Source organism: Nocardia gipuzkoensis (genome assembly GCF_021183645.1).
GTDB classification, from domain to species: domain Bacteria; phylum Actinomycetota; class Actinomycetes; order Mycobacteriales; family Mycobacteriaceae; genus Nocardia; species Nocardia abscessus.
In genome coordinates, this window is sequence record NZ_CP089225.1 from 1,145,869 (window position 1) to 1,167,674 (window position 21,806).

At 68.3% G+C, this 21,806-nt stretch carries 23 protein-coding genes; 12 read left to right on the forward strand and 11 right to left on the reverse strand.

Annotated features, from left to right (window positions below; translation table 11 throughout):
- Window positions 1-78 precede the first annotated feature (78 nt).
- Both LTT66_RS05260 and LTT66_RS05265 read right to left on the reverse strand, forming a co-directional pair.
- Window positions 79-291, reverse strand: coding sequence for a hypothetical protein (locus LTT66_RS05260; RefSeq protein WP_233064598.1), 213 nt, complete (start codon window positions 289-291; stop codon window positions 79-81).
- A gap of 145 nt (window positions 292-436) precedes the next feature.
- The gene (locus LTT66_RS05265) at window positions 437-1,048 is read right to left on the reverse strand and encodes a TetR/AcrR family transcriptional regulator (protein ID WP_233064600.1); all 612 of its coding nucleotides are present in this window, start codon (window positions 1,046-1,048) and stop codon (window positions 437-439) included.
- A gap of 130 nt (window positions 1,049-1,178) precedes the next feature.
- Between LTT66_RS05265 and LTT66_RS05270 the strand changes: the two genes are divergently transcribed.
- Both LTT66_RS05270 and LTT66_RS05280 read left to right on the forward strand, forming a co-directional pair.
- Window positions 1,179-2,408, forward strand: coding sequence for an alpha/beta fold hydrolase (locus LTT66_RS05270; protein ID WP_233064609.1), 1,230 nt, complete (start codon window positions 1,179-1,181; stop codon window positions 2,406-2,408).
- 210 nt (window positions 2,409-2,618) lie between these two features.
- Window positions 2,619-3,638, forward strand: a complete 1,020-nt coding sequence (locus tag LTT66_RS05280) for an LLM class flavin-dependent oxidoreductase (protein ID WP_233064611.1) — start codon at window positions 2,619-2,621, stop codon at window positions 3,636-3,638.
- A 39-nt stretch (window positions 3,639-3,677) separates the two neighbouring features.
- On the opposite strand, the gene LTT66_RS05285 is transcribed toward LTT66_RS05280, so the two are convergent.
- Window positions 3,678-4,037, reverse strand: a complete 360-nt coding sequence (locus LTT66_RS05285; RefSeq protein WP_233064614.1) for a winged helix-turn-helix transcriptional regulator — start codon at window positions 4,035-4,037, stop codon at window positions 3,678-3,680.
- Window positions 4,038-4,140: 103 nt separating this feature from the next.
- Between LTT66_RS05285 and LTT66_RS05290 the strand changes: the two genes are divergently transcribed.
- On the forward strand, window positions 4,141-4,977 hold the full coding sequence (locus tag LTT66_RS05290; protein WP_233064615.1) for an NAD(P)H-binding protein: 837 nt from the start codon (window positions 4,141-4,143) through the stop codon (window positions 4,975-4,977).
- Window positions 4,978-5,404: 427 nt separating this feature from the next.
- Here the strand turns inward: LTT66_RS05290 and LTT66_RS05295 are convergent, their stop codons facing one another.
- The 3 genes from LTT66_RS05295 to LTT66_RS05305 form a co-directional block, all read right to left on the reverse strand.
- Window positions 5,405-6,601: an MFS transporter gene (locus LTT66_RS05295; RefSeq protein ID WP_233064617.1), complete on the reverse strand. Its 1,197-nt coding sequence runs from the start codon at window positions 6,599-6,601 to the stop codon at window positions 5,405-5,407.
- A gap of 108 nt (window positions 6,602-6,709) precedes the next feature.
- Window positions 6,710-6,889 (reverse strand): hypothetical protein, encoded by a 180-nt coding sequence (locus tag LTT66_RS05300; RefSeq protein ID WP_195065534.1) that lies wholly within the window; start codon window positions 6,887-6,889, stop codon window positions 6,710-6,712.
- 196 nt (window positions 6,890-7,085) lie between these two features.
- A complete protein-coding gene (locus LTT66_RS05305) occupies window positions 7,086-7,748 on the reverse strand; it encodes a hypothetical protein (RefSeq protein ID WP_233064620.1) in 663 nt (220 codons plus the stop codon).
- A 210-nt stretch (window positions 7,749-7,958) separates the two neighbouring features.
- Here LTT66_RS05305 and LTT66_RS05310 point away from each other — a divergent pair, with 210 nt between their 5' ends.
- Entirely contained in the window at window positions 7,959-8,768 is an 810-nt protein-coding gene (locus tag LTT66_RS05310; protein WP_233064622.1) for an SDR family NAD(P)-dependent oxidoreductase, read from the forward strand.
- Here the strand turns inward: LTT66_RS05310 and LTT66_RS05315 are convergent.
- Window positions 8,672-9,421, reverse strand: coding sequence for an aldehyde dehydrogenase family protein (locus LTT66_RS05315; protein ID WP_332909665.1), 750 nt, complete (start codon window positions 9,419-9,421; stop codon window positions 8,672-8,674). The two genes, LTT66_RS05310 and LTT66_RS05315, sit on opposite strands and share 97 nt — an antisense overlap.
- A gap of 140 nt (window positions 9,422-9,561) precedes the next feature.
- On the opposite strand from LTT66_RS05315, the gene LTT66_RS05320 reads away from it, so the two are divergent.
- Complete coding sequence (locus LTT66_RS05320) at window positions 9,562-9,894, forward strand: hypothetical protein (protein ID WP_233064624.1); 333 nt, start codon at window positions 9,562-9,564, stop codon at window positions 9,892-9,894.
- A gap of 129 nt (window positions 9,895-10,023) precedes the next feature.
- Here the strand turns inward: LTT66_RS05320 and LTT66_RS05325 are convergent, their stop codons facing one another.
- Complete coding sequence (locus LTT66_RS05325) at window positions 10,024-11,487, reverse strand: MDR family MFS transporter (RefSeq protein WP_233064626.1); 1,464 nt, start codon at window positions 11,485-11,487, stop codon at window positions 10,024-10,026.
- Between the two features lie 278 nt (window positions 11,488-11,765).
- Window positions 11,766-13,241, reverse strand: coding sequence for a type VII secretion protein EccB (gene eccB, locus LTT66_RS05330; RefSeq protein ID WP_233069011.1), 1,476 nt, complete (start codon window positions 13,239-13,241; stop codon window positions 11,766-11,768).
- A 185-nt stretch (window positions 13,242-13,426) separates the two neighbouring features.
- On the opposite strand from eccB, the gene LTT66_RS05335 reads away from it, so the two are divergent.
- Together LTT66_RS05335 and LTT66_RS05340 are read left to right on the forward strand one after the other, a co-directional pair.
- Window positions 13,427-14,389 carry a serine/threonine-protein kinase gene (locus LTT66_RS05335; protein ID WP_233064635.1) on the forward strand — a complete coding sequence of 321 codons (963 nt, stop codon included), beginning with the start codon at window positions 13,427-13,429 and terminating at the stop codon, window positions 14,387-14,389.
- Window positions 14,390-14,831: 442 nt separating this feature from the next.
- Window positions 14,832-15,254 (forward strand): cupredoxin domain-containing protein, encoded by a 423-nt coding sequence (locus tag LTT66_RS05340; RefSeq protein ID WP_233064643.1) that lies wholly within the window; start codon window positions 14,832-14,834, stop codon window positions 15,252-15,254.
- Window positions 15,255-15,366: 112 nt separating this feature from the next.
- Here LTT66_RS05340 and LTT66_RS05345 read toward each other — a convergent pair whose 3' ends face one another.
- On the reverse strand, window positions 15,367-16,290 hold the full coding sequence (locus LTT66_RS05345) for an SDR family NAD(P)-dependent oxidoreductase (RefSeq protein ID WP_233064652.1): 924 nt from the start codon (window positions 16,288-16,290) through the stop codon (window positions 15,367-15,369).
- 146 nt (window positions 16,291-16,436) lie between these two features.
- Between LTT66_RS05345 and LTT66_RS05350 the strand changes: the two genes are divergently transcribed.
- Window positions 16,437-17,300 carry a helix-turn-helix transcriptional regulator gene (locus LTT66_RS05350; protein WP_233064661.1) on the forward strand — a complete coding sequence of 288 codons (864 nt, stop codon included), beginning with the start codon at window positions 16,437-16,439 and terminating at the stop codon, window positions 17,298-17,300.
- A 102-nt stretch (window positions 17,301-17,402) separates the two neighbouring features.
- Here LTT66_RS05350 and LTT66_RS05355 read toward each other — a convergent pair whose 3' ends face one another.
- A complete protein-coding gene (locus tag LTT66_RS05355) occupies window positions 17,403-18,014 on the reverse strand; it encodes a TetR/AcrR family transcriptional regulator (protein ID WP_233064663.1) in 612 nt (203 codons plus the stop codon).
- 78 nt (window positions 18,015-18,092) lie between these two features.
- On the opposite strand from LTT66_RS05355, the gene LTT66_RS05360 reads away from it, so the two are divergent.
- The 4 genes from LTT66_RS05360 to LTT66_RS05375 all read left to right on the forward strand — a co-directional run bounded on the left by LTT66_RS05360 (window position 18,093) and on the right by LTT66_RS05375 (window position 21,708).
- Window positions 18,093-19,109 (forward strand): GlxA family transcriptional regulator, encoded by a 1,017-nt coding sequence (locus LTT66_RS05360; RefSeq protein ID WP_233064665.1) that lies wholly within the window; start codon window positions 18,093-18,095, stop codon window positions 19,107-19,109.
- 104 nt (window positions 19,110-19,213) lie between these two features.
- The gene (locus LTT66_RS05365) at window positions 19,214-19,936 is read left to right on the forward strand and encodes an alpha/beta fold hydrolase (RefSeq protein WP_195065558.1); all 723 of its coding nucleotides are present in this window, start codon (window positions 19,214-19,216) and stop codon (window positions 19,934-19,936) included.
- Window positions 19,937-19,976: 40 nt separating this feature from the next.
- Window positions 19,977-20,942, forward strand: a complete 966-nt coding sequence (locus tag LTT66_RS05370; protein WP_233064667.1) for an alpha/beta hydrolase — start codon at window positions 19,977-19,979, stop codon at window positions 20,940-20,942.
- Between the two features lie 34 nt (window positions 20,943-20,976).
- Window positions 20,977-21,708, forward strand: coding sequence for an alpha/beta fold hydrolase (locus LTT66_RS05375; protein WP_233064676.1), 732 nt, complete (start codon window positions 20,977-20,979; stop codon window positions 21,706-21,708).
- The last annotated feature ends 98 nt before the right edge of the window (window positions 21,709-21,806 follow it).

Below are 21,806 nucleotides of genomic sequence, written 5' to 3' on the forward strand. Positions count from 1 at the left end.
CACCGCGCTGGGCTGGCATTTGACGGAACCCGGGTGCCGGGTACGAAACGACTCGTGTCAGGTCATCGCCCTCGCTGTTCAGGTAGAGCGCGGTGGCGATCGCGAAATCGCGACGAAAACCGTGGCAACGAGCGCCAGGCGGGCGAGCGCCTCGGTGCGGGCCACGCTGTTGACCGCCATGCTGCACACTGCGATGACGATCGCGACGCTGGTGAGGATGCCCCATTTTCCACCGGCTTTCGGGTTGGGCACTGATGCTTGCGCCCAGAGATCGACCCAGAAGGTCGGCACGTGGACGCAACCGAAGGCGTTCGCGTAAATCACACCGTCCGCCCGCGTCGCTCACCCGCCGAGAACTACCCGCGAATCATCCTTTACGCACGTACACCGCATTCAGGGTGCACCGCGGATACCGATGGGCGCTGACCGCTCTCGGTCAACGCCGCGCCGGTTCGATGTCGAGTGCGCGTTGGATTTGGCTTGCCCACCAGCGCAGGTGAGCGGTTGAGTTTTGTGCTGCGGCGCCGGTGAGGCCGGCGCTGCGACGGAAGTCGCTGCCGTAGAGGGGCTCGGTTGCCATCGCCTGGTGCAGGGCCGCGACCGCGAGTCGTGTCTCGTCGAGGGAACTTCCGGGGGGCCGACTCCGGTGGAGGGCGTCGACGACCGGGTCGAGCATGCCGGCGCCTCGGTCGCGCCATCCCGCCGCGTGCAGCGCCACCGCTAGTTCGCCGTAGCCGCGCCGGTACACGGTCTCGAGAGACTCGACGAGGTCGAGGAGATCGGTGCCGTGCTCCAGCCATGTGGCGATGACGTCTTGGAGCGCGGCTCGAAGCCGGCGTCCACCGTGACGGAGGAGCTCGGCGAGCAGCTTCTCGCGATTGCCGAAGTGATGCGTGACGCCGGCGTCGGTCATGCCGACCCGCGCGGCCACCGCGCGCACCTGTACAGCGGCGACGCCTCCCTCGGTCAGCAGCGAAGCCGCGGCATCGAGGATCAACCGGCGGGCTTCGTCCGGCGATCTGCGCGTTCTCGGGTTGGTCACCACCATACATTACCTTGACTCGCCAAGGTTTCACTGCGTACCTTTACCTCGACAGCTCAAGGTAGACCGGAGAGGGCATGTCGATGTTCGAAAGCACGGAGCTGAGAGGGAAATTCGGCACGGAGGTGGATCGGCGATGACAGACATGAGCCTCACGCTGAGCGACGTCACACTTCGAGCCACGGTGACCGGCAAGGGCCCCACGGTCCTGCTGCTTCACGCGGGCGAAGAGCGTCGCGACGTCTGGGCACCGGTCGCGGAGGGGATGACCGAGTGCGGACTGCGGACGGTGGCCTTCGATCTGCGCGGGCACGGCGAGAGCACCGGGCGGGCAACCACTTTGCGGGCGATCGCCGACGACGTGATCGAGATGGTGGTTCGCGAACCGGCGCCGATCGTCGTGGTGGGCGCCTCCCTCGGCGGGTTCGCCGCCGTCGCCGCCCTGGCGGAGCCGTCCGTCGCGCAGCACGCCGCCGGCCTCGTGCTCGTGGACGTCGTTCCTGATGTGGATGCGGATCGGGCCCGCCGCTGGCTCGATGACCACGGGCTCCTCGCGCGCAACACCGAACTCGCCGACGACATTCTCGCGTCCCGCTCCGAACTCCACGCGATCGTCGCGGCATCGGACCTGCCCATCCTGCTCGTGCGGGGAGGATCACGGTCTCCGCTCGGCGACGCCGACGTGGACCGGCTGTGCATGGCCAACCGACGCGTCACCGTTACCCGCATACCGGACGCCGGGCATCTCGTCGCTCGCGACGCCCCGGCGGAACTCGCGCGCATCGTCTCAGCGCACGCGACCAAGTGGCTCGGTACCGACGACGTCGTCCGATGCGCGTTCGAGCTGCAGCGCACGCTCGGCGCCGAACAGATCAATCACCCAGGCGGGACCCTGTTCGAGCACCTCCGCCGGGTGCACGCCCTCACGGTCGAATGGAACGCCGCGCCACGAACCCGGCTGGCGTCGATCTGTCACGCGTCATACGGCACCGACGGACTCCGGCACGCCCTGCTGCCGACCACGGATCGCCGACGGCTGCACCACGTCATCGGCCCTGACGCGGCGGCCCTGGTGTACCTCTACGGCGCATGCGATCGCTCGCGCACCTACCGTGAGCTCGGCCGACGACCCTTGCCCGTGACCGACAGATTCACCGGCGGCTCGAAGACGATCGAAGGATCCGAACTCCGTGATTTCGTCATCCTGACCATCGCCAACGAGCTCGACGTCGCCCGCCACGCCCAGCTGCCACCGTCGATTCGCAGCGAGATCCGTGAGCTCATCGCCGCGCTGGCCACGTACGCGCCGGACGAGGCGGCGGTAGCTCTCGCCGATGAAGCGCTCGCTCGAGCGAATGCCGGGTGAGTGTGCCCCCGCGCCTCGTGTCCCAGCGCGGCCCGTGGCGCACCGTCGATCACGTGGAATTCGTCACCGCCGAAGGGTCGACCGGTTCAACCGTCGCCGCCTCTACCCGTACTGCGGCGACGTCCCACCAGCGGAAATGGAGGCCGCCTACTACGCTCGACAACCAGCTCGGCAACCCACTGGGCCGGCGCGGGGTCACGGCGCGGAAAGGTGCTCGGCACGATGAATTCTTCTCGCGAGGTGCGCATCTCGGTTCTGGATACCGCACCTATCCCGCAGGGATCGAACGCGCGCATGGCGCTGCGTAACAGCGTTGAACTGGCACAGTTCGTCGACGAACTCGGCTACTACCGGTACTGGGTTCCCGAGCATCACGGGATGTCAGGGGTGGCCAGCGCAGCACCAGCAGTTGTTGCCGAACGCGTGGCCTCGGTGACACGGCGGATACGAGTCGGAGCAGGCGGGGTGATGCTGCCCAACCACGCACCTCTCGTGATCGCCGAGCAGTTCGGCACTTTGGAGGCTTTCCACCCGGGGCGTATCGACCTCGGACTCGGACGTGCCCTCGGCGGACCGCGTGAAATCGCTGACCGCGTGCGCAGCGAGCACGACCGCACAGCCGAATCGTTCGGAGATCAGATCCGAGAACTGCTGGCGCTATTCGACACGGAGCACGCCGACGGCCGAGCGGCGGCTGTGCCTGCTGTAGGCAACAGGCCCGAGATTTGGCTGCTCGGCAGCAGCGACCATACCGCCCGGATCGCTGGAAGCCTCGGGCTCCCTTTCGCCGCCGCGCACCATCTGAAGCCGATGAACACCGTGGAGGCGGTCCGCACCTACTTGCAGACGTTCCAGCCGTCCTCGATATGCCCGACTCCGCGGATTTCGATCAGTGTGGCGGTGATCGTCGCCGCAAGCGACGAGCAAGCCCAGTGGCTGGCCGGATCGCTCAGAATGAAGATCGCCCGGCGACGGCAGGGCCAACCGATACGGCTACCCAGTCCGAAAGTCGCTGAGGCACATGGGTATTCGAAGAATTGGAACGCACAGCACGAGTTGACCGGCGTGTTCGTCGGGGGAACCGCAACCGTGCTGCCGCAGTTGCGGGCACTCGTTCGTGAGACCGGCGCCGACGAGCTATTGATCAAGACCGACCTATACGATCCGAGCGACCGATGCAGATCCTACGAACTGTTGATGGACGAGAAGCTCACCACCTGCGGTGGGTAGGTAATCGCCAGTGGTGGAGCGCAATCGCGCGTCAGGAAGTCAACCGCGTTGCTCGTCGTGGCGGTGCTGGGCGGCCACGACATCGGCCGTGTGCTGACGGATCCACTCCAGGAACTGCAACAACGACTCGGTGAGCCCCTGGCCGAGGGAAGTGAGTTCGTAGCTGACCCGCGGCGGTGTGGTGGGCTCCACGGTGCGCGCGACAAGCCCGTCCCGTACGAGCGTGCGCAGTGTCTGCGACAACATCTTCTCGCTGATTCCGCCGATCATGCCGTGCAACTCGGAGAACCGTAGTGGACCGCCGCCCAGGGCGGTCAAGATCAGCATGCCCCAGCGGCTGGTGATGTGGTCGAGCACCTCGCGCGCCGGGCACTCACTGTTGAATGCGTCACTCGTCATGGGCCAGGGAGGGTTTCGGACCTGCGAACGTACTGCCATATCCGGAGCTTACCCAGAGGTATGTCCTTACTGATAGTAAACCCGCAGGGCCTACGCTGCCGCCATGGTCACAGTCGTTTTCGGAGCAAGAGGCAATGTCGGCCGCCACGTCGCGGCGGGCCTGATCTCGAGGGGCGAACAGGTCCGTCTGACGAGCAGGGAACCCGAGGGGGCGGACTTCCCGCCGGGCGCTGAGGTCGTCGCGGCTGATCTGGAGCGCCCTGAAACGCTGCCCGCCGCACTCGAAGGCGCGGAGCGCGTGTTCCTCTATGCCAAACCCGACGGGATCGACGGTTTCGTGGCGGCAGCCGAGACCTCCGGAGTACGGCACGTGGTACTTCTGTCGTCCGGGGCAGTCCTGCAAAACGATGCCGACAACCCGATTGCCCGAATGCACACCATCGTCGAGTCCGCCATCGAAAAGTCCGGTCTGGAATGGACATTCATCCGGCCCGGGATGTTCGCCACGAACGCACTCTGGTGGTGGCAGAAGTCCATTCGCGACGAGGGCGTCGTTCGCATGCCGTACGCCGATTCGCGAACAGCGCCGATCCACGAGCAGGACTTGGCAGCAATCGCGGTGACCGCTTTGACCGAGCCGGGGCACCACGGCCACGCCTACTCTGTGTGGGGGCCCGAGTCACTGACTCTGCGTCAGCAGGTGCGGCACATTGGTGAGGCCATCGGCCGCGAGATCGCCTTCGAGGTGGTCTCCGTCGAACAGGCGCGTGCGGCACTGAGCGAGACCATGCCCGCGTTCGCCGTCGAGACCGTCTTGGCCGGATGGAAAGCCGGAACAGTTGCACCGCCGCAGGTGTCGACGATCATCGAGGAGATCACCGGGCGCCCTGCGCGCACTTTCGCGCAGTGGGCGAAGGACCACGCGACCGGCTTCCGCTGACCGGTCGTGCATGCCGGAAGTGTGATCGCCTTGGCTACGCTCGGTCGGCACTCGCGAGGTGACGGCGGAAAGCTCTCTGAATCCGCTTGCTGAAGGGTCGCTACCGACTGCGGTGGCGAGCAATCGGTCGGGAGAGGGCAATGCGGACAATGTCGTGCCACGCGGAACGCCGCAGTGGATTCGCCGCGCGGCCGACCCGCAAACCGCTACCGTCCGAGGTGGGTACAGGGTGCCTACCCCCTGAGGGCACCCCACCCACACCCGGGGGGTGGGCACCCTCCACCCCCCGGGGCTCGGGACCAGCCCATCTCCGTATCCGTGCGGCCAACAACGCTCTATGCGAGATGAGGCCCGCTCCGAGTTCGGTCGTTGCGACGGAACCGCACGGTCGGAGCGAGTCGCTGCCTGGAGGGGTGCCCGTGCATAGCTAAGGCCGCGTGTGCGAAGTGGTCAGGGTCACGGCCGTGGCGGCTGTGATGGCCGCGGCGGCGAGGGCGGCGGTGGCAGGCCAGCCGAACCAGCCGACAGCGGCGGCACCGGCGGCGGTGCCCAAGCTGCCGCCGATGAAGTAGACGACCATGTAGGCGCTGTTGAAGCGGGCCGGTGCGGCCGGCTCGATGGCGAGCACCGTGCTCTGATTCGCCACCTGCGCTGCGAACAGTCCGGCGTCGAAGAGGCCCAGGCAGATGAGGGTTACGACGGTGCGCGGCAGGGAGACGCTCAGGACCACGGCGGCGGCGATGGCGAGCACGAGCCCGGCCAGGATCACTCGATGCGCGCCGATGCGATCGGTCCACGTCCCCGAAATGCGGGTGGCGATAACGCCGAGGAGCCCAGCTGAGGCGTACATGCCGATCCGTTCGGCGGAATACGAGAACGGCGGCTGGGACAGCGCGACCGCGAGTCCGGCCCAGATCGTGCAGAAGGCGAAGAACCAGAGGGCGCCGCGACCTGCCGCCACCCGGAGCGCCGAAAACCGGGTGTACAGTCCGGGAATCTCGCGCAGCGTCGCCAGATAGCCGACGGTGGCACTTCCCGCCGCGGCGGGTAGGACGAAGCGAGCGATGGCAGCGATAGCGGCGCAAGCCACTGCGAAGACGAACAGCATTCCGCGCCAGCCGATCGAATCCGTCAGCCACCCTCCGGCGATCCGGCCCACGAGAATCCCCGCCGAAATGCCCGCTGTCACGATTCCCAGTGCCGTGGCCTGCCGCGATGGTTGCGCGAAACGCCCGGCGATCGAACTCAATTGGGCGCCCGCCGAGGATCCTGCCCCGATCAGGCCGACGACGAAGCCGAGCAGCCAGGGCGAACCGACAACCGCATTCAACGCCAATGCGACTGCCAACGCGCCGAATTGGGCCGATATCACCAGGCGCGGCGCGAACTGGTCGACCAGCGGTACCAGAAGCGCGAGTCCGGCCAGATAGCCGATCGGTCCGCATGCCAGGGCCGTGCCGACCGCCGCGAGTGAGGTGTGCAGCGAACCAGCCACCTCGGCGATGGCCGGTTGCAGCGGATAGATACTGGCGGTACCCAGCGCGGCCGCGAGCGCCATGAACCAGACGACGGGCGTCCGCAACGCGGTGGCGCCCCTTGCGCCGGGAAAGAGATCTGTTTCCATTGCACCGACGCTAAGAACGCCGAGGCTCGGATTCCGGCGGGAAAAGGACGCGATCGTCGCAGGCACAGCGCGGGTCCGGCGCTCTTTCGGCCGCGAACGACGCTCGGCTCAGCCCGCGGGTTCCGCCGATCCGACGGCTTTGTCGTACACCTGGCCCGCGTCGCGGACCTTGGTCGCGAGGAACCGCATACGCTCGGCGGTGAGGTAGCCGCCACCGAAAGCGGTTCGGTCCAGCTCGGCGGCCACCTGGTCCAGCGCCAACCGCGCAAATCGGATCTGATCAGGCATGATCAAGTTCTACCGGCGATTACCGACGAAAACACCGCCCCACGCCGGTGAATCTCGGCGCACATCGACGGATTTACGCCGGACCCGAATATTCCGCTGCGCCGATTCGGAATGCCGGTGACCGATACCGGCGCTTGTGGGCCGCGCTATCAAAGCGTTCACTGCGACACACAAATGGCCTACTACTCGTCACTGCTCAAACCTGAGCCGCACGGCGTTGTGCGTATGCGATGACGTTCTCTGCATAGGCCGACGTGTCCGGCTCCGCGAAGCATGCCTGGTAGCGGACCAGCGCGTCCTCCAGTTGCGGTCCTGGTCCGCGAGAGGCGAGCAGGACGACAATCGCCTCCCAGGTTTCGATCCGCGGGTCCGGGAGGGCCAGCAGTTCGTCGAGGTAGCGGCCCGGTTCGAGCAGTCGCAGCGCCCGGCGCGCGTAGGCGTGCACCCGCCGGGGCAGCTGGGCGCGGATGGCGTCGACGTCGGCCTGCAGCACTTGGCCCGGTCGGGCCGGGTCGACCCGCAGGGCCCACAACTCGGTCAGATCGTCCGGCATACCGTGGTCGTCGATCAGCCCGGGGCCGGTCGCCTGCTCGAGCGGCGCTATCGGGAGACCCAGCTCGGTATTGCGCCGGTTACAGAATTCCCACCAGGCGGTCGGTGTGGCACTCAGGTTCAAACCGAATTTCAGCTCTTGTTGCCCGCCTGTCCAGGTACGCAGGGTCCGGGTGCGGCCGACGGACGCCACACCGCCCGGCACGACCCGCGTCCATCTGGCCTCGGAGCCATCGAAGCCATACGGCTGCAGCAGCTTTCCCGCTTCTCGCGTCAGTCGGCGCAGCGCCGCGTCCGGTCCGACCATGCGAGCAGATTAGCGGTACGCACCGACACGAACAGACGAGCACGCGCCCCATCACCGCTGCGGTCGCCAAGCCCGCGACCGGACTCGCTGACCGCGTCGGGCGGCCGGTGACAGCCGGAACTCGGTTCAATCATTGATTGAATCAATTCTTGAAACATGTTTTACTTCTATGCCGAGCGGGCCGGAGTCTCGCTGATGTAAGGAGGCTCGATGACCGAGAGAACCGTGCTGATCACCGGCGCCGGTGGCGGGCTGGGCGGCGCGACCGCGGCCCTGTTCGCCCGCCGCGGCTGGACGGTGCTCGCCGCCGATCTGCGCCCGCCCGCACCCGCGCCCAACACGATCCCGCTCACGCTCGACGTCACCGACACCGCCTCGGTCGCCGCGGCACTGACCAGCGCCGAAGAGCACGCGCCGGGCGGGCTGGACGCGGTGGTGACCTTCGCCGGGACGATGTTCGTCGGCGCCCTTGTCGAGGTCGACGACGCGGACCTGCAACGCATCTTCGAGGTGAACGTGCTCGGTACCCACCGCGTGGTGCGAGCCGCTTTCCCGCTGGTGCACCGGCGCCGGGGGCGAGTGATCACCATCAGCTCCGAGACCGGGTGGCAGAAGGCCCTCATGCTCAACGGGCCCTACGCCATGACCAAACACGCCATCGAGGCCTACTCCGACGCACTACGGCGAGAACTGATGTTCCTCGGCATCCCGGTCAGCATCATCCAACCGGGCCCCTTCCGCACCGACATGGTGCACGGCATCCGCGCCACCTTCGAACGGGCGCGCGAGCGGTCCACTCACTTCGCCGAACTGACCGGCAAGGTCGCAGCCCTCGCCGAAGGCGAACAGCGCCGTGCCCACCACCCGGATGTCCTCGCTCGCGCCGTATGGAAGGCCGCCACCGCATCCCGGCCGCGCAGGCGCTACTCGGTCCGGCCCGACCCACGGCGGGTGCTCATGCACCGGCTCCCCGACGCACTGCTCGATCCATTGCTCGAGGCGGCGCTGCGACCTCGATGATCGGCTGATAAACGACTGTCAGTCGTTTGCGCGGGCCATCCGGTCACTCCCTTCCATGAGCGAGTTCCAGCGTCCTGGCCCGGTGTTCCAGCGAGTAGATCGCCGACAAGACCTCCGGTATGCGGTGCGCGTTCGCTCGGCTTGTGCACGACCGTGTTTCCCGTGGCCAGGGCCGCGCCGAGCAATCCGCAAGGCACGGCGACAGGATCGTTCCAAGGCGTCAGGGCGACGACGACGCAGCGCGGTTCCCACACCATGAAGTCGGTCGCTTCGTAGTCACCCTGCAAGCTCTTTCCTCGTTGCACCGGTCCCAATTCGGCGTATTGCTCCAACGTCGCGGCACCGGCCAGCACGCCCTCTTTGCTCTCGGACTGCGGGCGTCCGGTTTCGGCATGGTTCAGCTCTGCGAGTTCGTCGGCATGCGCGCGCAGCGCGACGGCGCCGGCACGCAGCGCGGCGGCCCGCTCGGCCGCTGGAGTTCGCGCCCATTCGGACTGAACACGATTGGCCAGTTCTCCCTGGCGCTCGATCTCCGCGACACCGGTCATGGGCACCTTGCCGACAGGGGCACCGGGCATGGACCGGCGATAGGCCATGTCCCCGGAGCGCGGACGAGGTAGCGGCGAAGCGGAGGTGCGCGCTCGCGGGGACATGGTGACCACCCTCGTGATCGCGGAATCACAGCACGAGGCGGTCGAGGAGCAGTTTCTTCTGGCCCGAAATCCGGCGGAACGTCCCGGAGGGCAACGATCTCGCTGACCAGGCGATCACCCAGGAGGGCGAAGCAAAGCGGTTGCTGCAGCGATTGAAGGATTGCGAGCCGGGCAGCGACGTGTTCGAGGATGCGCTGACCCAGTTCATTCCGGCGGCCCGCGCGCACATCGAGTTCGAGCAGTCTCAGGTGTGGCCGCGCTTCGCGGACGCGATATCACCGGAGAAGTCGAACGAATTGGGCCGCAAGATGGCCGCGGCCAAGGCCATGGCCCCGACCAGGCCCCATCCGGGCACCCCATCGAGCCCCGGCGCCCTGAAAACGGTGGGCCTGGTGGCCGCCGTGGTGGACAAAATCCGCGACCTGGTCACCGGCAGGCGCTCGCACTACCCGCCGACTCCGCCCGCGGGCTGAAGCTCGCGCCGCCGGACGGGGCCGCCGCGCCGAAAGCGACGGCGCGCCCCGTCCGCGCCGTCGCTCAGGTTCTCCGGACCGCCCGCAGAGTCGGTGCGGTACGCGCGGCTTCGTGCCGCCGAACAGTGTTCAGCCCTTGACCAGTTCGGGAGTCGTGGGCTCGGGCTCCTCGGCGGCTTCCGGGTCGGCGGACCGGCTCGGCAACAGCACCGCCATGACGATCACGATCAGTGCCAGGGCCGCCGAGACTCCGAACGCCAGGCGCATGCCGTCGAGGTGGGCGGAGACGACATCGACACCGTCCGCCGCGAGCGTGGTGGCGCGCGCCGACATCACCGTCACCACCAGGGCGGTGCCGAAAGCGGCCGCGACCTGCTGCAGGGTGCCGAGCATGGAGCTGCCGTGGGAGTACAGCTGGTGCGGCAGCGCGCCGAGGCCGAGCGTGAAGACCGGGGTGAAGGCCGCGGCCAGCGCCACCATCAGCAGGATGTGCAGGGCCAGCAGTTGCCAGTACGGCATGGTCATCGAGATCTGGGTGAACCCGGCCAGTGACGCCGCGATCCCGATCGAGCCCGGGATCACCAGCCAGCGACCACCGAACCGGTCGAACAGACGCCCGACGGTCGGTCCGAGCAGGCCCATCGCCAACCCGCCCGGCATCACCAGCAAGCCGGTCGCCAACGGGCTCAGGCCGCGCAGGTTCTGCAGGTACAGCGGCAGCAGGATCATCGACCCGAGCATCGCCATGAACGCCACCGACATCAGGATCAGCGCCTTGGTGTAGGTGCCCGACAGCAGGACCCGCAGGTCCAGCAGCGGAGTGCCGGTGCGCTGCAGGCGCAGCTGACGCAACACGAACGCGGCGATCAGCGCCGCGCCCACGGCCACGATCAGCGCCGGGCCTGCCAGGTTGCCGCTCTCGAATCGGCTCAGCCCGAAGACCAGGCCGCCGAAGCCGAGCGCCGCCAGTGCCACACTGGCCACATCGATCTGCCCGGCCTGCGGTTCACCGACGTTCTCCAGCTGACGCAGACCCAGCCAGGCGATCACACCCGCGATCGGCAGCACCAGCACGAAAAGCCAACGCCACGAGGCGATCTGCAGCACCGCACCGGAGATCACCGGACCCATCGCGGGCGCCACCGAAATGGCCAGGGTGACATTGCCCATCACCCTGCCACGGTCGCGCTCGGGGACCACGGTCATCAGCGTGGTCATCAGCAGCGGCATCATCACCGCCGTACCGCCGGCCTGGATGATCCGTCCGATCAGCAGCACCGCGAACGACGGCGCGACCGCGGACAGCGCGGTACCGGCCAGGAAGACCCCCATCGCCGCCGTGTACGCCGTCCTGGTCGAGACACGCTGCAGGAACCAGCCGGTGGTGGGGATGACTGCCGCCATCGTCAGCATGAACGCCGTCGATACCCATTGCGCCGCACGGTCGGTGATGGCGAGATCCTCCATCAGCCGCGGGATGGCGTTGATCATGATGGTCTCGTTCAAGATCACCACGAACGTCGCGAGGACCAGCACCCGGATGACGGTCGGTGTCCGCCCTCCCGAGGCGGGAGCGGATGGTTCGGCGGACATCGGTTACCTCCGGAGTGTGGGTCGTCGTCAGGATTATGTGGCCCGTTGCCCAGTCATCGATTCGCGTCCCGGCGCCACAGTGGTGCAGACGCCGTCAACTGCTCGAACTCATCGGGCGCGGGTCAGTATTCCGGCCTGCACCGACACAAATCACTCGATTATTCCGCCGCCGCACCGCACACAACGACCGCGAACTGCTGGTCAGGACCACTTCTCACAAGCCGCCGACAGCTAATCGTGAGCCTGGTCACCCCTCCTGAACGGCGTCGCGGCCGCCGCTATTTGGACTGCACCAGTTGCTTGGCGGGGTTGGCGTCCGGCGCCACACCGTCGTGGGCGACCATCGCGTCCTGACGGCCGAGGGCGGGGCCGCCGGGCAGCAGACCGACGATCGGCCACGGCGCGGGTTCCGGCGTAGCGTGTTCGGAGTCCATGCCGAGAGCCTTCTGCGCGTCGGCGTCCTTGATGCCGTATCGGACTCCGGTATCCGCGATGTAGAACAGGCTGTCCTTGCGTTGGCTGTCGGGTTCGATACCCGTGGTCTGCACGAACATGCCCGACCCGGGCTTGGTGTAGAACTGGGCCACGTTCGCGCCGGTGCCGTCGGCTTGGGCCAGTTGCACCGGCCGAGCGTTGTCGGGGATCGGCAGCGCGCGCCCGGTGATCAGCGAGAGCTCGGCACGGCGGGTGCCGTCGGCCTTGTCCGATGCGACCGGCAGCGGTTTCCACGAAATGCACTGCACCGGCTGGTCCTTCATGTCCACGATGGCCGGGGCGGTTTCGGGGTAGTCCTGCACGGGCAGCGTGCCGACCAGGTCGGTGTGGGAGCGGGCGTAGTCGGTGATCTCGTAGTTCCCCGCGGTGGGATTGGAATTGCGAATGATGTCGGCGGTCAACGGTGAAATCGGTTGCAGCCCGGTGCTCAGCACCACGTAGTGCTGGTTCACGCTGATGACGCGAACCACGTCGCCGTTGCGACGGTTATCGATGGGCTTCAGCGGGAACCCGCCAGGATCATCGATCTTGGGGCGCTCGATGGGCGGCACTTCGGGAATCGCGTTCAACAGACCCGGGCTGATCGGGCGCGGGGTCATGCCGCGGATCTTCAGCGCGTCGGTGATCGCACGGTCGGCCATGTCCACGCGGGCACGGCGGTTGGCATAGATCAGATAAGCCGAGTCCTTGCCCTGCACCAGCAGGGCGCGCTCCTGCGCCAGCACGCCCACCTTCTCACCGAGGCTGGGATCGCCGGCGATGACCGTACTGCTCAACGCGTTGGAGCCGTCGGTCTTCAGCTCGTCGCACACCGTCCAGGAACGGCCCTTGCCGCTGGTGTCGAATCCCAGCGCGGAAGGCGCGCCCGGGATGCCGATCAGCGTGCCGCGCGGCCGCTTCGACAGCTCCGACTCTTTGACGATGACCGCCTTGGCCGCATCGCCGACCGCCAGGCGAGCCGACGCGAGGTTGAGCGCCGGATGCACCACACCGTCGATCGACGCGTAGACCTGACCGGAATCCTTGCCGATGAGGATCTTGCTGTCGCCGATCTTGTCCTGCGGGCGCAACAGCGCAAGTACGCCGCAGCCCGCGAGCACGACACAGCCCAGGATCAGACCGGCCGCGTACGCGCGCGACTGCGAGCGCATCGGGTCGTGCAGCATGCGCACATCCCGGCGCACCAGGGCATGCTCCATCCGCCGGACCAGAAAGCGGTAACCGCTCACCTGCCAACGCGTAGTGGGTTTTGAAGGCATCAGCGCTCCCCCGAACCAGTGTTCATGACTTGCCGAGCCAACCCTACAAGTTGCCACCCGGCCGAGCGGCCGCGACGCGGAACAGACAGCGCCCGCGCGGCCGATGACCTGAATCCGCCAGTGCCGTCGGGCACACATGGGCAAAGCCGGGCGTGTGGCCGATGACGGCGAACTATGGTGAGGCGGTGCCGCTCGAACCAGGTGACCAGTTTGCGGGATTCATCGTCCAGGCCCGCCTGGGGCATGGCGGCAGCAGCGAGGTGTATCTGGCGCGGGACCCGGACGGATCGCGGCCGGTCTCGCTGAAGATCCTCGGACCCGAGGACAGCCGATCGCCCGAGGCGCGGGCGAGATTCGTGCACGAGTTCGACATCCTTTCGGCGCTGCGGCACCCCGACATCGTGCGGATGTACACGCATGGGGAGAGCGGCGGCAGGCTGTGGTCGGCACACGAGTACGTGGCGGGTGCGACAGGTTCGACTGCGGTGCCGGCGCCGCACCGAGCCCCGGATCTGCGACGGGCGCTGCGCGTCTTGACCCACGTCGCAGCAGGATTGGATTTCGCGCACGCCAACGGCGTAGTCCATCTCGACGTGAAACCGGCGAATGTCCTGGTCGGCACGGACGAGCCCGCGACGGTCAAGATCTCGGACTTCGATTCGGCCCGATGGTTGCACCGGCCCGAACCGCCTTTGGCGACCAACGGTTTCGTCGTGGTATCGGTGCCGTACGCCGCGCCGGAACTGCTCCGGGCGGGCACGGTGTCCCCGGCGACCGACCAATACGCGCTGGCCTGTTCGGCTGTCGAACTGCTCACCGGCCACACGCCGTTCGCCCGCGGCACCCTCATGGCCACCGCGGAGGCCCAGCTGCACGATCCACCACCCGAGATCTCCCGCCGTAGGCGCTGGATCCCGCCGGAAGTGGACGCGATCCTGCACCGGGCGCTCGAGAAGGAGCCCGGTGCCCGCTACGACTCGTGCGCCGACCTCATCGGCCTGCTCACCGAGGCACTTCAGGACGTTGATCCTCGCCCCCTCTCCCCCGTACTGGACCGCGTGAAAGCGGCGTTTCGCCGAGCGCCATCGATGAATGCCACCTTGGGACGGATAGGCGGTACGAAGTTCGGCTCTCGCGTCATACGCTGACGAAATTGTGGCCATCGCCGTCATCCGCTCGGCCGCGTAGGCCGGGTCGAGCAGCGCCACCAGAAATGCGGCGGCCGTGCTTGCCCGAATAAGCGTTCGGACGCCGATTGTGAACCGGGCGGCTGCCCCGCCGGTGACCCAGCGCAGCCAGGTGACGAGTGCTCACACCGGCGGTCCGATCCAGCCCGGCGTCGGCGCGCAGGCGATGCGATAGTCGGCCACCGGGCTCGACAGCCGGTCCGATCCGGGCGAGCGCTGGGACACAACCGCGCTGTACCTGGACGACGCCACCCTCCGCACAAGCTGGGTGAACGTGCTGCGCCGTCGCCTACCCCCGCGCCTGCGACCGCCCACCGAGCGACGTGCTCGACCGCTGCGCAGCTGGGGCGCTTGATTTGCCGGTTTCCTTGCGAGGGAGCCGGTGCGCCGTCACGCTGAAAGTATGCGGACCCGCGATATCGAGGTCGGGTGCACCTATATGGTGCTGGTCCCGCAGCGTCTACCGCGCAGTCGGTACCCCGACTGCGACCAGCCGGGTTCGCTCACCTGGGCATGGTCGTGGCTGCGGGGCGGCCGGTTCCGGCTCACCGTGACCGAGGTCGACGGCACCAGTGATCCGGCCATCGTCGAAGGCTTGCGGATCACCGCGAACTCGCGCATCGCGGTGGTGTTGACCGCCGAGCAGGCCAACGAGCTGGGTCTGCCGGTCGGGGTGTTCCGAGTGCGCGGGACCCTGTTCGACGGCGAGGACCGGCCGGTGCGCCTGCCCGAGGTCGAACCACTACGGGTTCCCGCCCGCTGGTTGCGACCGGTCGAGCAGCCGTGCTTCACCCACCGCGACATCGATTGCTTCCCCTACCTCTGACCGATCGCGGGCCGAGCACCCCTTGGTGGGCACGGTCGGCGCCACCGTTTCAGCGGATACGCGCAGCAGACCATCCACGACAGGCCGGGTAGGCGGCGGCGGCCGATGTCGCTCAGGCGGTGTAGGGCGCGATAAGACGTTCTGCCGCGGCCCAGAGTCCGGCTTCGCGCCGCTGGTCGTAGGACTCCTGCGACGACCGGGACACGCGGCCGCGATCGACGTAGGAGCCGGTGGGGGCCACGGTGGCGCCGAGGACCACGTCCGCGAGGTATCGCCCTGCGGCGGCGCGGCTGGTCGCCAACGGCGTGCCGGCCAGCACCGGCAGGATGCGGCGCATCGCGAACCGGGAGACCGGCCCCGCATTGCGGGCGAGGTCGGTGCCGGGGACGAACCCCGGGTTGAAGCCGATGGCGTCGATCCCGGCGGGCAGGCGCCGCGCGTACTCGTGCACCAGGTAGATGGCGGCGAGTTTGCTCGTCGAGTACGCGGTGCGTCCGGCGGCGGTGGTGCCCGGCTTCGGAAACGCGCCTGGGCGGGCGAGCACGGCCGGTGACTGCCAGACGGGGCCGGGCACCATCCCCAAGTTGTGCCGGAGATCACCGAAATGGGTGTCGCTCACGGTGACCACGATCCGGGCCGGGGCGCGGAAGCGATCCTCGAGCAGGCGGACGAGCAAATGGTTCGCGAGCACATTGACGACAAAGGTGGCCTCCAAACCGTCGCGCCCCGCGGTCAGCGCGTTCGTGTACTGCATTCCCGCGTTGCCCACGAAACCGTGCAGCGGGGGCAGATCGCCACCGTCGAGCCGGGCGCGGATCTCGTCCGCGGCCGACCGCACGCTGTCCAGTGCGCCCAGGTCCACTGTCACGTGCGAGACCCGGCGCCCATCCCCGCCGAGTTCGGCGGCCAGCCGCGCGCCGGTGGACCCGCGGGCGGCGACGACGAGATGCGCCTCCCGCGCCTGGCGAAGGATGTGCTCCGCGGCGACCCGGCCGATCCCGCGACTCGCCCCGGTCATCACGATGGTCGACCGCATGAGGTCCTCCTTCACTGGCATGTGGCAGCGCCCCGGTCGGGCATATCGACCTTCGTCGCCGACCCCCGTCGGCTGCCAGTGCCGCGCCGGTCACTAGGACCGGCAGTACCCAGGCCGGCCGGGCCCGCAGAGGCGAGAATGAACGGGTGGCTACCTCTCGCTCCGCTTTCGGCGAGCTCCTGCACGCCTGGCGCGATCGGCTGTCGCCTGCCGACGCGGGCTTCGCGGTGACCGCCGGCCGTCGCGCCCCTGGACTGCGCCGCGAGGAGCTCGCGCAGCTGGCCGGGCTCTCGGTCGACTACATCCTGCGCTTGGAGCAAGGACGCGCGCGCAACCCTTCGGCTCAGGTGGTCGGCGCCCTCGCCCGCGCCCTGCAACTCTCCCGGACCGAGCGCGACGAGTTGTACCGCAGCGCCGGGCTGCTGCCGCCCCGAGACGGGACGATCGGCACGCATGTGCCCGCGGGCATCCAACGGCTCGCCGCGCGGCTCGGCGATGTCCCGATCGGGGTGTTCACCGCCGACTGGACGCTGGTGTGGTGGAACGGCATGTGGAGCGCCCTGCACGGTGACCCCGCCCTGGTCCCGGCCGCGGAGCGGAACCTCGCGCGCGCCGTTTTCGGTAACGGCGCGGCTCGCGCCGCGGTCCGCCCCTTCCGGTCCGACCGAGCGGAAGACGCCTTCCCGGCGTCGATCGTCGCCGATCTCAAAGACGCGGCGTCGCGCTACCCCGCCGACGACGGGCTCGATCGCCTCGTCCGAGAGCTTCGCACCACGTCCGTCGCCTTCGCCCACCTCTGGGCGACGGCGACGGCGTCCCAGCACACGAGCGACCGGAAGACGATCCGGCATCCGGAGGTCGGTGAGATCACCCTCGACTGCGACGTGCTCGTCGTTCCCGGCGCGGATCTCCGCATGGTCACCTACACGGCGGCAGGCGCGAGCAGCGACGCGGGGAAACTCGACCTCCTGCGCGTCACGGACGGCCGCGCGGCCACCCCGCTCCCCTGAGCCACGGCGCGTCACCGAATTCGTCAGCGGGCCAATCGGTCTCGCCACTCGGACGAGAGCAAGGCGGATCGTCCGGCAGCCGGTCGATCCCATGGCGCCGGATCAGTGGACGAGCTGGTCGGCCCAGGCCTGCGGCAGGGCCGCACTCGACACGTCTGCGATTTCGCGCAAGCGCTGCACGGGAGTTCCCAAGCGGCTCAACTGAATCAGCCCCTGCGCGACCACGACGACCGTGGCGCTGAGGGCGGAGAGCGCGGCTTCGTCGTGGTCTCCGGCGTCGTGCATCGCGGGCCGCAGCCGGTCGGCGACACCGTGCTCCATCGCCGTGGTGGTCCGGGCGCCGATGGCGGCGACTTCGGGGATCCGGGTGCCGAGATGGGCGATGCTGTTGATCATCAAGCAGCCGCGCCGATCCGGCTGCGCGGCACAGTCTTCGATGATCGCCTGATAGAGCGCGCGCACCGCGGATCGCGCCGAACCGCCCGCCGCACCGATGGCCTCGCGGACCAGGCGCGCCCGACCCTCGCAATAGCGTTCGAACGCGGCGAGGAACAGGCCACGCTTGCTGCCGTAAGCGGCGTAGATGCTCCCGTTCCCGATGCCCGTGGCGAGCGAGACATCTTCCACCGAAGTGCTGTCGAAACCCTTCGACCAGAACAGCTCGGTCGCGGCGTCGAGCAGGTTCGATTCATCGAACTGTCGCGGCCGTCCCATGTGCTCACCGTACCAATCGACCTGCGAGGTATCCCACACCCCTTGTTCTGGAGGTGTGCCTCCACAATACTGGTGGACATGTCTTCCAATTTCGCCACCCGGCCCCGCAGACGGGTGGGCGTTCTGGTCTTCGACGGCGTCAAGATGCTCGATTTCGTCGGGCCCGCGGAGGTGTTCGTCGAGGCGAACCAGTCGGTGGCGGGGTACGAGGTGGTCGTGGTCTCGGCCGACGGCAAGGACGCCCAGACCTCGATCGGCGCGCGGGTCGAGGTGAGTTGCGCGGCCGCCGACGCGGGCCGTTTCGACACGGTGGTGATTCCGGGAAGTGAGCTCTCCCTGGGGAAATTCGTGACCCCGGAGGTCTTGGCGGCCGCGCGGCATCTGTCCTGCAACACACGGCGGGTGGCCTCCATCTGTAGCGGCGCGTTCGTCCTCGCCGAGCTGGGGCAGTTGGACGGCAGGCGTGCGACCACACACTGGAAATTCGCGACCGAACTCGCGCGGCGGTACCCCTCGATCGAGGTGGACCCGGATGCGATCTTCGTGCGGGACGGCAATCTCTACAGCTCGGCCGGGGTGGCCGCGGGCGTCGATCTCGCGCTGGCACTGATCGAGGAGGACCACGGGGCCGATGTGGCGCGGCAGGTGGCGCAGTCGATGGTGGTCTACATGCAGCGCGCGGGCGGTCAGTCACAGTTCTCGGCGTCGCTGAGCGGACCGGCGCCGCGCACCCCCCTCGTCCGCGGCGTGGTGGACCTGATCTGCGCCGACCCTGCGTATCCACACACGGTGCAGACCCTGGCCGCCCATGCGCGAGTCAGCGTCCGGCACCTCACCCGGCTGTTCCGTGCGGAACTCGAGCGCTCGCCCGCGGAATACGTCGCGTTCATCCGCTTCGGAACGGCCAGGGACATGCTGCACGCCGGATACAGCGTGACGGAGGCCGCCATGGCGGCCGGGTACGGCACCAGCGAGGCGCTGCGCCGGGCCTTCGTGACCCGCCTGGGCATCTCCCCGCGCAAGTATCAGCAGCGCTTCCGATCGACCGGATCGACCGGCGGGCCGGAGCAGACGATGGCGCGGGCCGTGTCCTGATCAGAGGCTTTTGTGGCCCGTGGGGAGGGGCGCCGGGCGGGCCTTCCGGCCGAGACTGAGTCATCCCCAGCGCCCACCCATCGAGCGCTGGAGAAAGGAACGCCATGTCCGCCCCGGCAAGTCCCACCGTCGTTCTGGTGCACGGCGCGTTCGCCGATGCCTCGAGCTGGTCCCCCGTCACCGAACGGCTGCTCGCTCAGGGCCATCGGGTCGTGGTTCCCCCGGTGTTCAATCGCAGCCTGTCCGCGGACGCGGCCTACATCGAGTCGTTCGTACGGCAGATCGACGGCCCGGTGCTGCTGGCCGGGCACTCCTATGGCGGAGCCGTCATCACGGTCGCCGGTGTCGCCGAGAATGTCGTCGGGCTGGTCTACGTGTCCGGCTACGCGCTGGAAGAAGGCGAGAGCCTGGGGCAGTTGCAGGGCGGATTCCCGGATTCCGACCTGGCCGCCAATCTCGTCTACGCGCCCTACCCGGTCGCGGGCGCCGAGCCCGGCACGGACGTCTCGGTCGACGTCGACGCCTTCCCCGAGGTCTTCGCCGCCGGTCTCGATCCGGCGAAAGCCAAGGTCCTCGCCGTCTCGCAACGGCCGTTGTCGGCGCTCGCGTTCAACGAGCCCGCCTCGGCGGCCGCGTGGAAGACGAAGCCCGCGTGGGGCATCGTGTCCAGCGCCGACCGCACGATCAATCCCGACGTCGAACGCTTCGGCTACAAGCGAGCCGGATTCCGCGCCGTGGTCGAGATCGACGGACCACACCTGGTGATGCAGACCCACCCCGACGCGGTCGTCGCCGTCATCACCGAGGCGATCGCTCGCTCGGCCTGAGCCACAGCAGTTCCCCACCCCCGTAGAGAGAGGCACGATCATGTCAGGAAACCCGCTGGGCATCCCGCTCGAACCCGCGGCGCAGGAGTTCGTCGACGCGACCTCGCAGCCGCCGTTCCTCTACCAGCTCCCGCCCGAAGAGGGCCGCAAAGCGGTGGACGGCGTGCAGGACTCGCCGATCTTCAAGCCCGAGATCGATGAGGAATGGATCACCGTCGAGGGCGGGCCGACCGGCTCGGTGCGAGTGCGGATCGTCAAACCGCAGGGCACCACCGGAACGCTCCCGGTGATCGTCTACACCCACGGCGCGGGATGGGTGTTCGGCGACGCGCACACCCACGATCGCCTGGTGCGCGATCTCGCCGTCGGCGCGCACGCCGCCGTGGTCTTCCCCGAATACGACCGGTCGCCGGACGTGCGCTACCCAGTGGCCAACGAGCAGTCCTACCGGGTGGTCCAGTGGGTCACCGCGGAGGGCGCGCAGAAGGGGCTCGACTCGTCCCGGATCGCGATCGCCGGTGATTCGGTCGGCGGCAACATGGCCATCGCGCTGACGCTGATGGCCAAGGAGCGCGGCGACGTCTCCTTCGTTCAGCAGGTGCTGTTCTATCCGGTGACCGACGCCAACTTCGACACCGGCTCCTACCAGCAGTTCGCCGAGGGCTACTTCCTCACCCGCGAGGGCATGAAGTGGTTCTGGGATCAGTACACCACCAGCGCCGAGGATCGTGCGCAGATCACCGCATCGCCGCTGCGGGCTACCACCGAGCAGCTGACCGGACTGCCGCCTGCGCTGGTCATCACGGCCGAAGCCGATGTGCTGCGCGACGAGGGCGAAGCCTTCGCGGGCAAGTTGCGTGCCGCGGGCGTGCCGGTCACCCAGGTGCGCTACGGCGGCATCGTGCACGACTTCGTGATGGTGAACTCGCTGCACGACACGCACGCCGCCAAAGCCGCGGTGGCGCAAGCCGTCGCCACGCTGCGGGCGGCCCTGCACTCCGCCTGACGACCCGACGATCGAATTCGAAGGAACCCCATTCGTGAGCACCGAGCCCACCAGTTCTCCCGCGCCGACCATCGTGCTGGTCCACGGCGCGTTCGCCGACTCTTCCAGTTGGAACGGAGTCATCGAACGCCTGCGCGCACAGGGGCATTCCGTGATCGCGGCCGCCAATCCGCTGCGCGGCCTCGACAGTGACGCCGCGTACGTGGCCTCGGTCCTCGACTCTGTCGAAGGACCGTACGTTCTGGTCGGCCATTCCTACGGCGGCAGCGTCATCACGGTCGCTGCCGCCGGGAAGACCGAAGTCCAAGCGCTCGTCTACATCGCCGCATTCATCCCCGACGAGGGCGAGAGCGCGCTGCAATTGGCCGACAAGTTCCCCGGCTCGACGCTCGGGCCGACCACCAGGCCCGCTTCCTATCCGCTGCCCGACGAGGGCACCGGCACCGAGCTCTACATCCGGCCGGAGGAATTTCACCAGCAGTTCGCCGCCGACGTGCCCGCCGTCACCGCCGAACTGATGGCGGCGACACAGCGTCCGGTCGCCCTCGAGGCCTTGCAACAGCAGGCGACCGCCGCCGCCTGGCGGACCATCCCGTCGTTCGCGCTGGTCACCAGCGAGGACAAGAACATTCCGGCGGAAGCGCAGCGGTTCATGGCAGAACGCGCGGGAGCCGTGACCGTCGAAATCTCGGCCTCTCACGCGGTCTCGGTTTCCGCCCCGGACGCGGTCAGTGACCTGATCGTCCGGGCAGCCGCAGGCCAGTAGTACCGCCTCGGAGCTCCGCGCGGCAGGAATTCCCTCAGCGCGGGGCTCCGCAGCGCGCCCGGTCCGCGCGACCGGGCGCGATCGAGAGCGCCGGACCA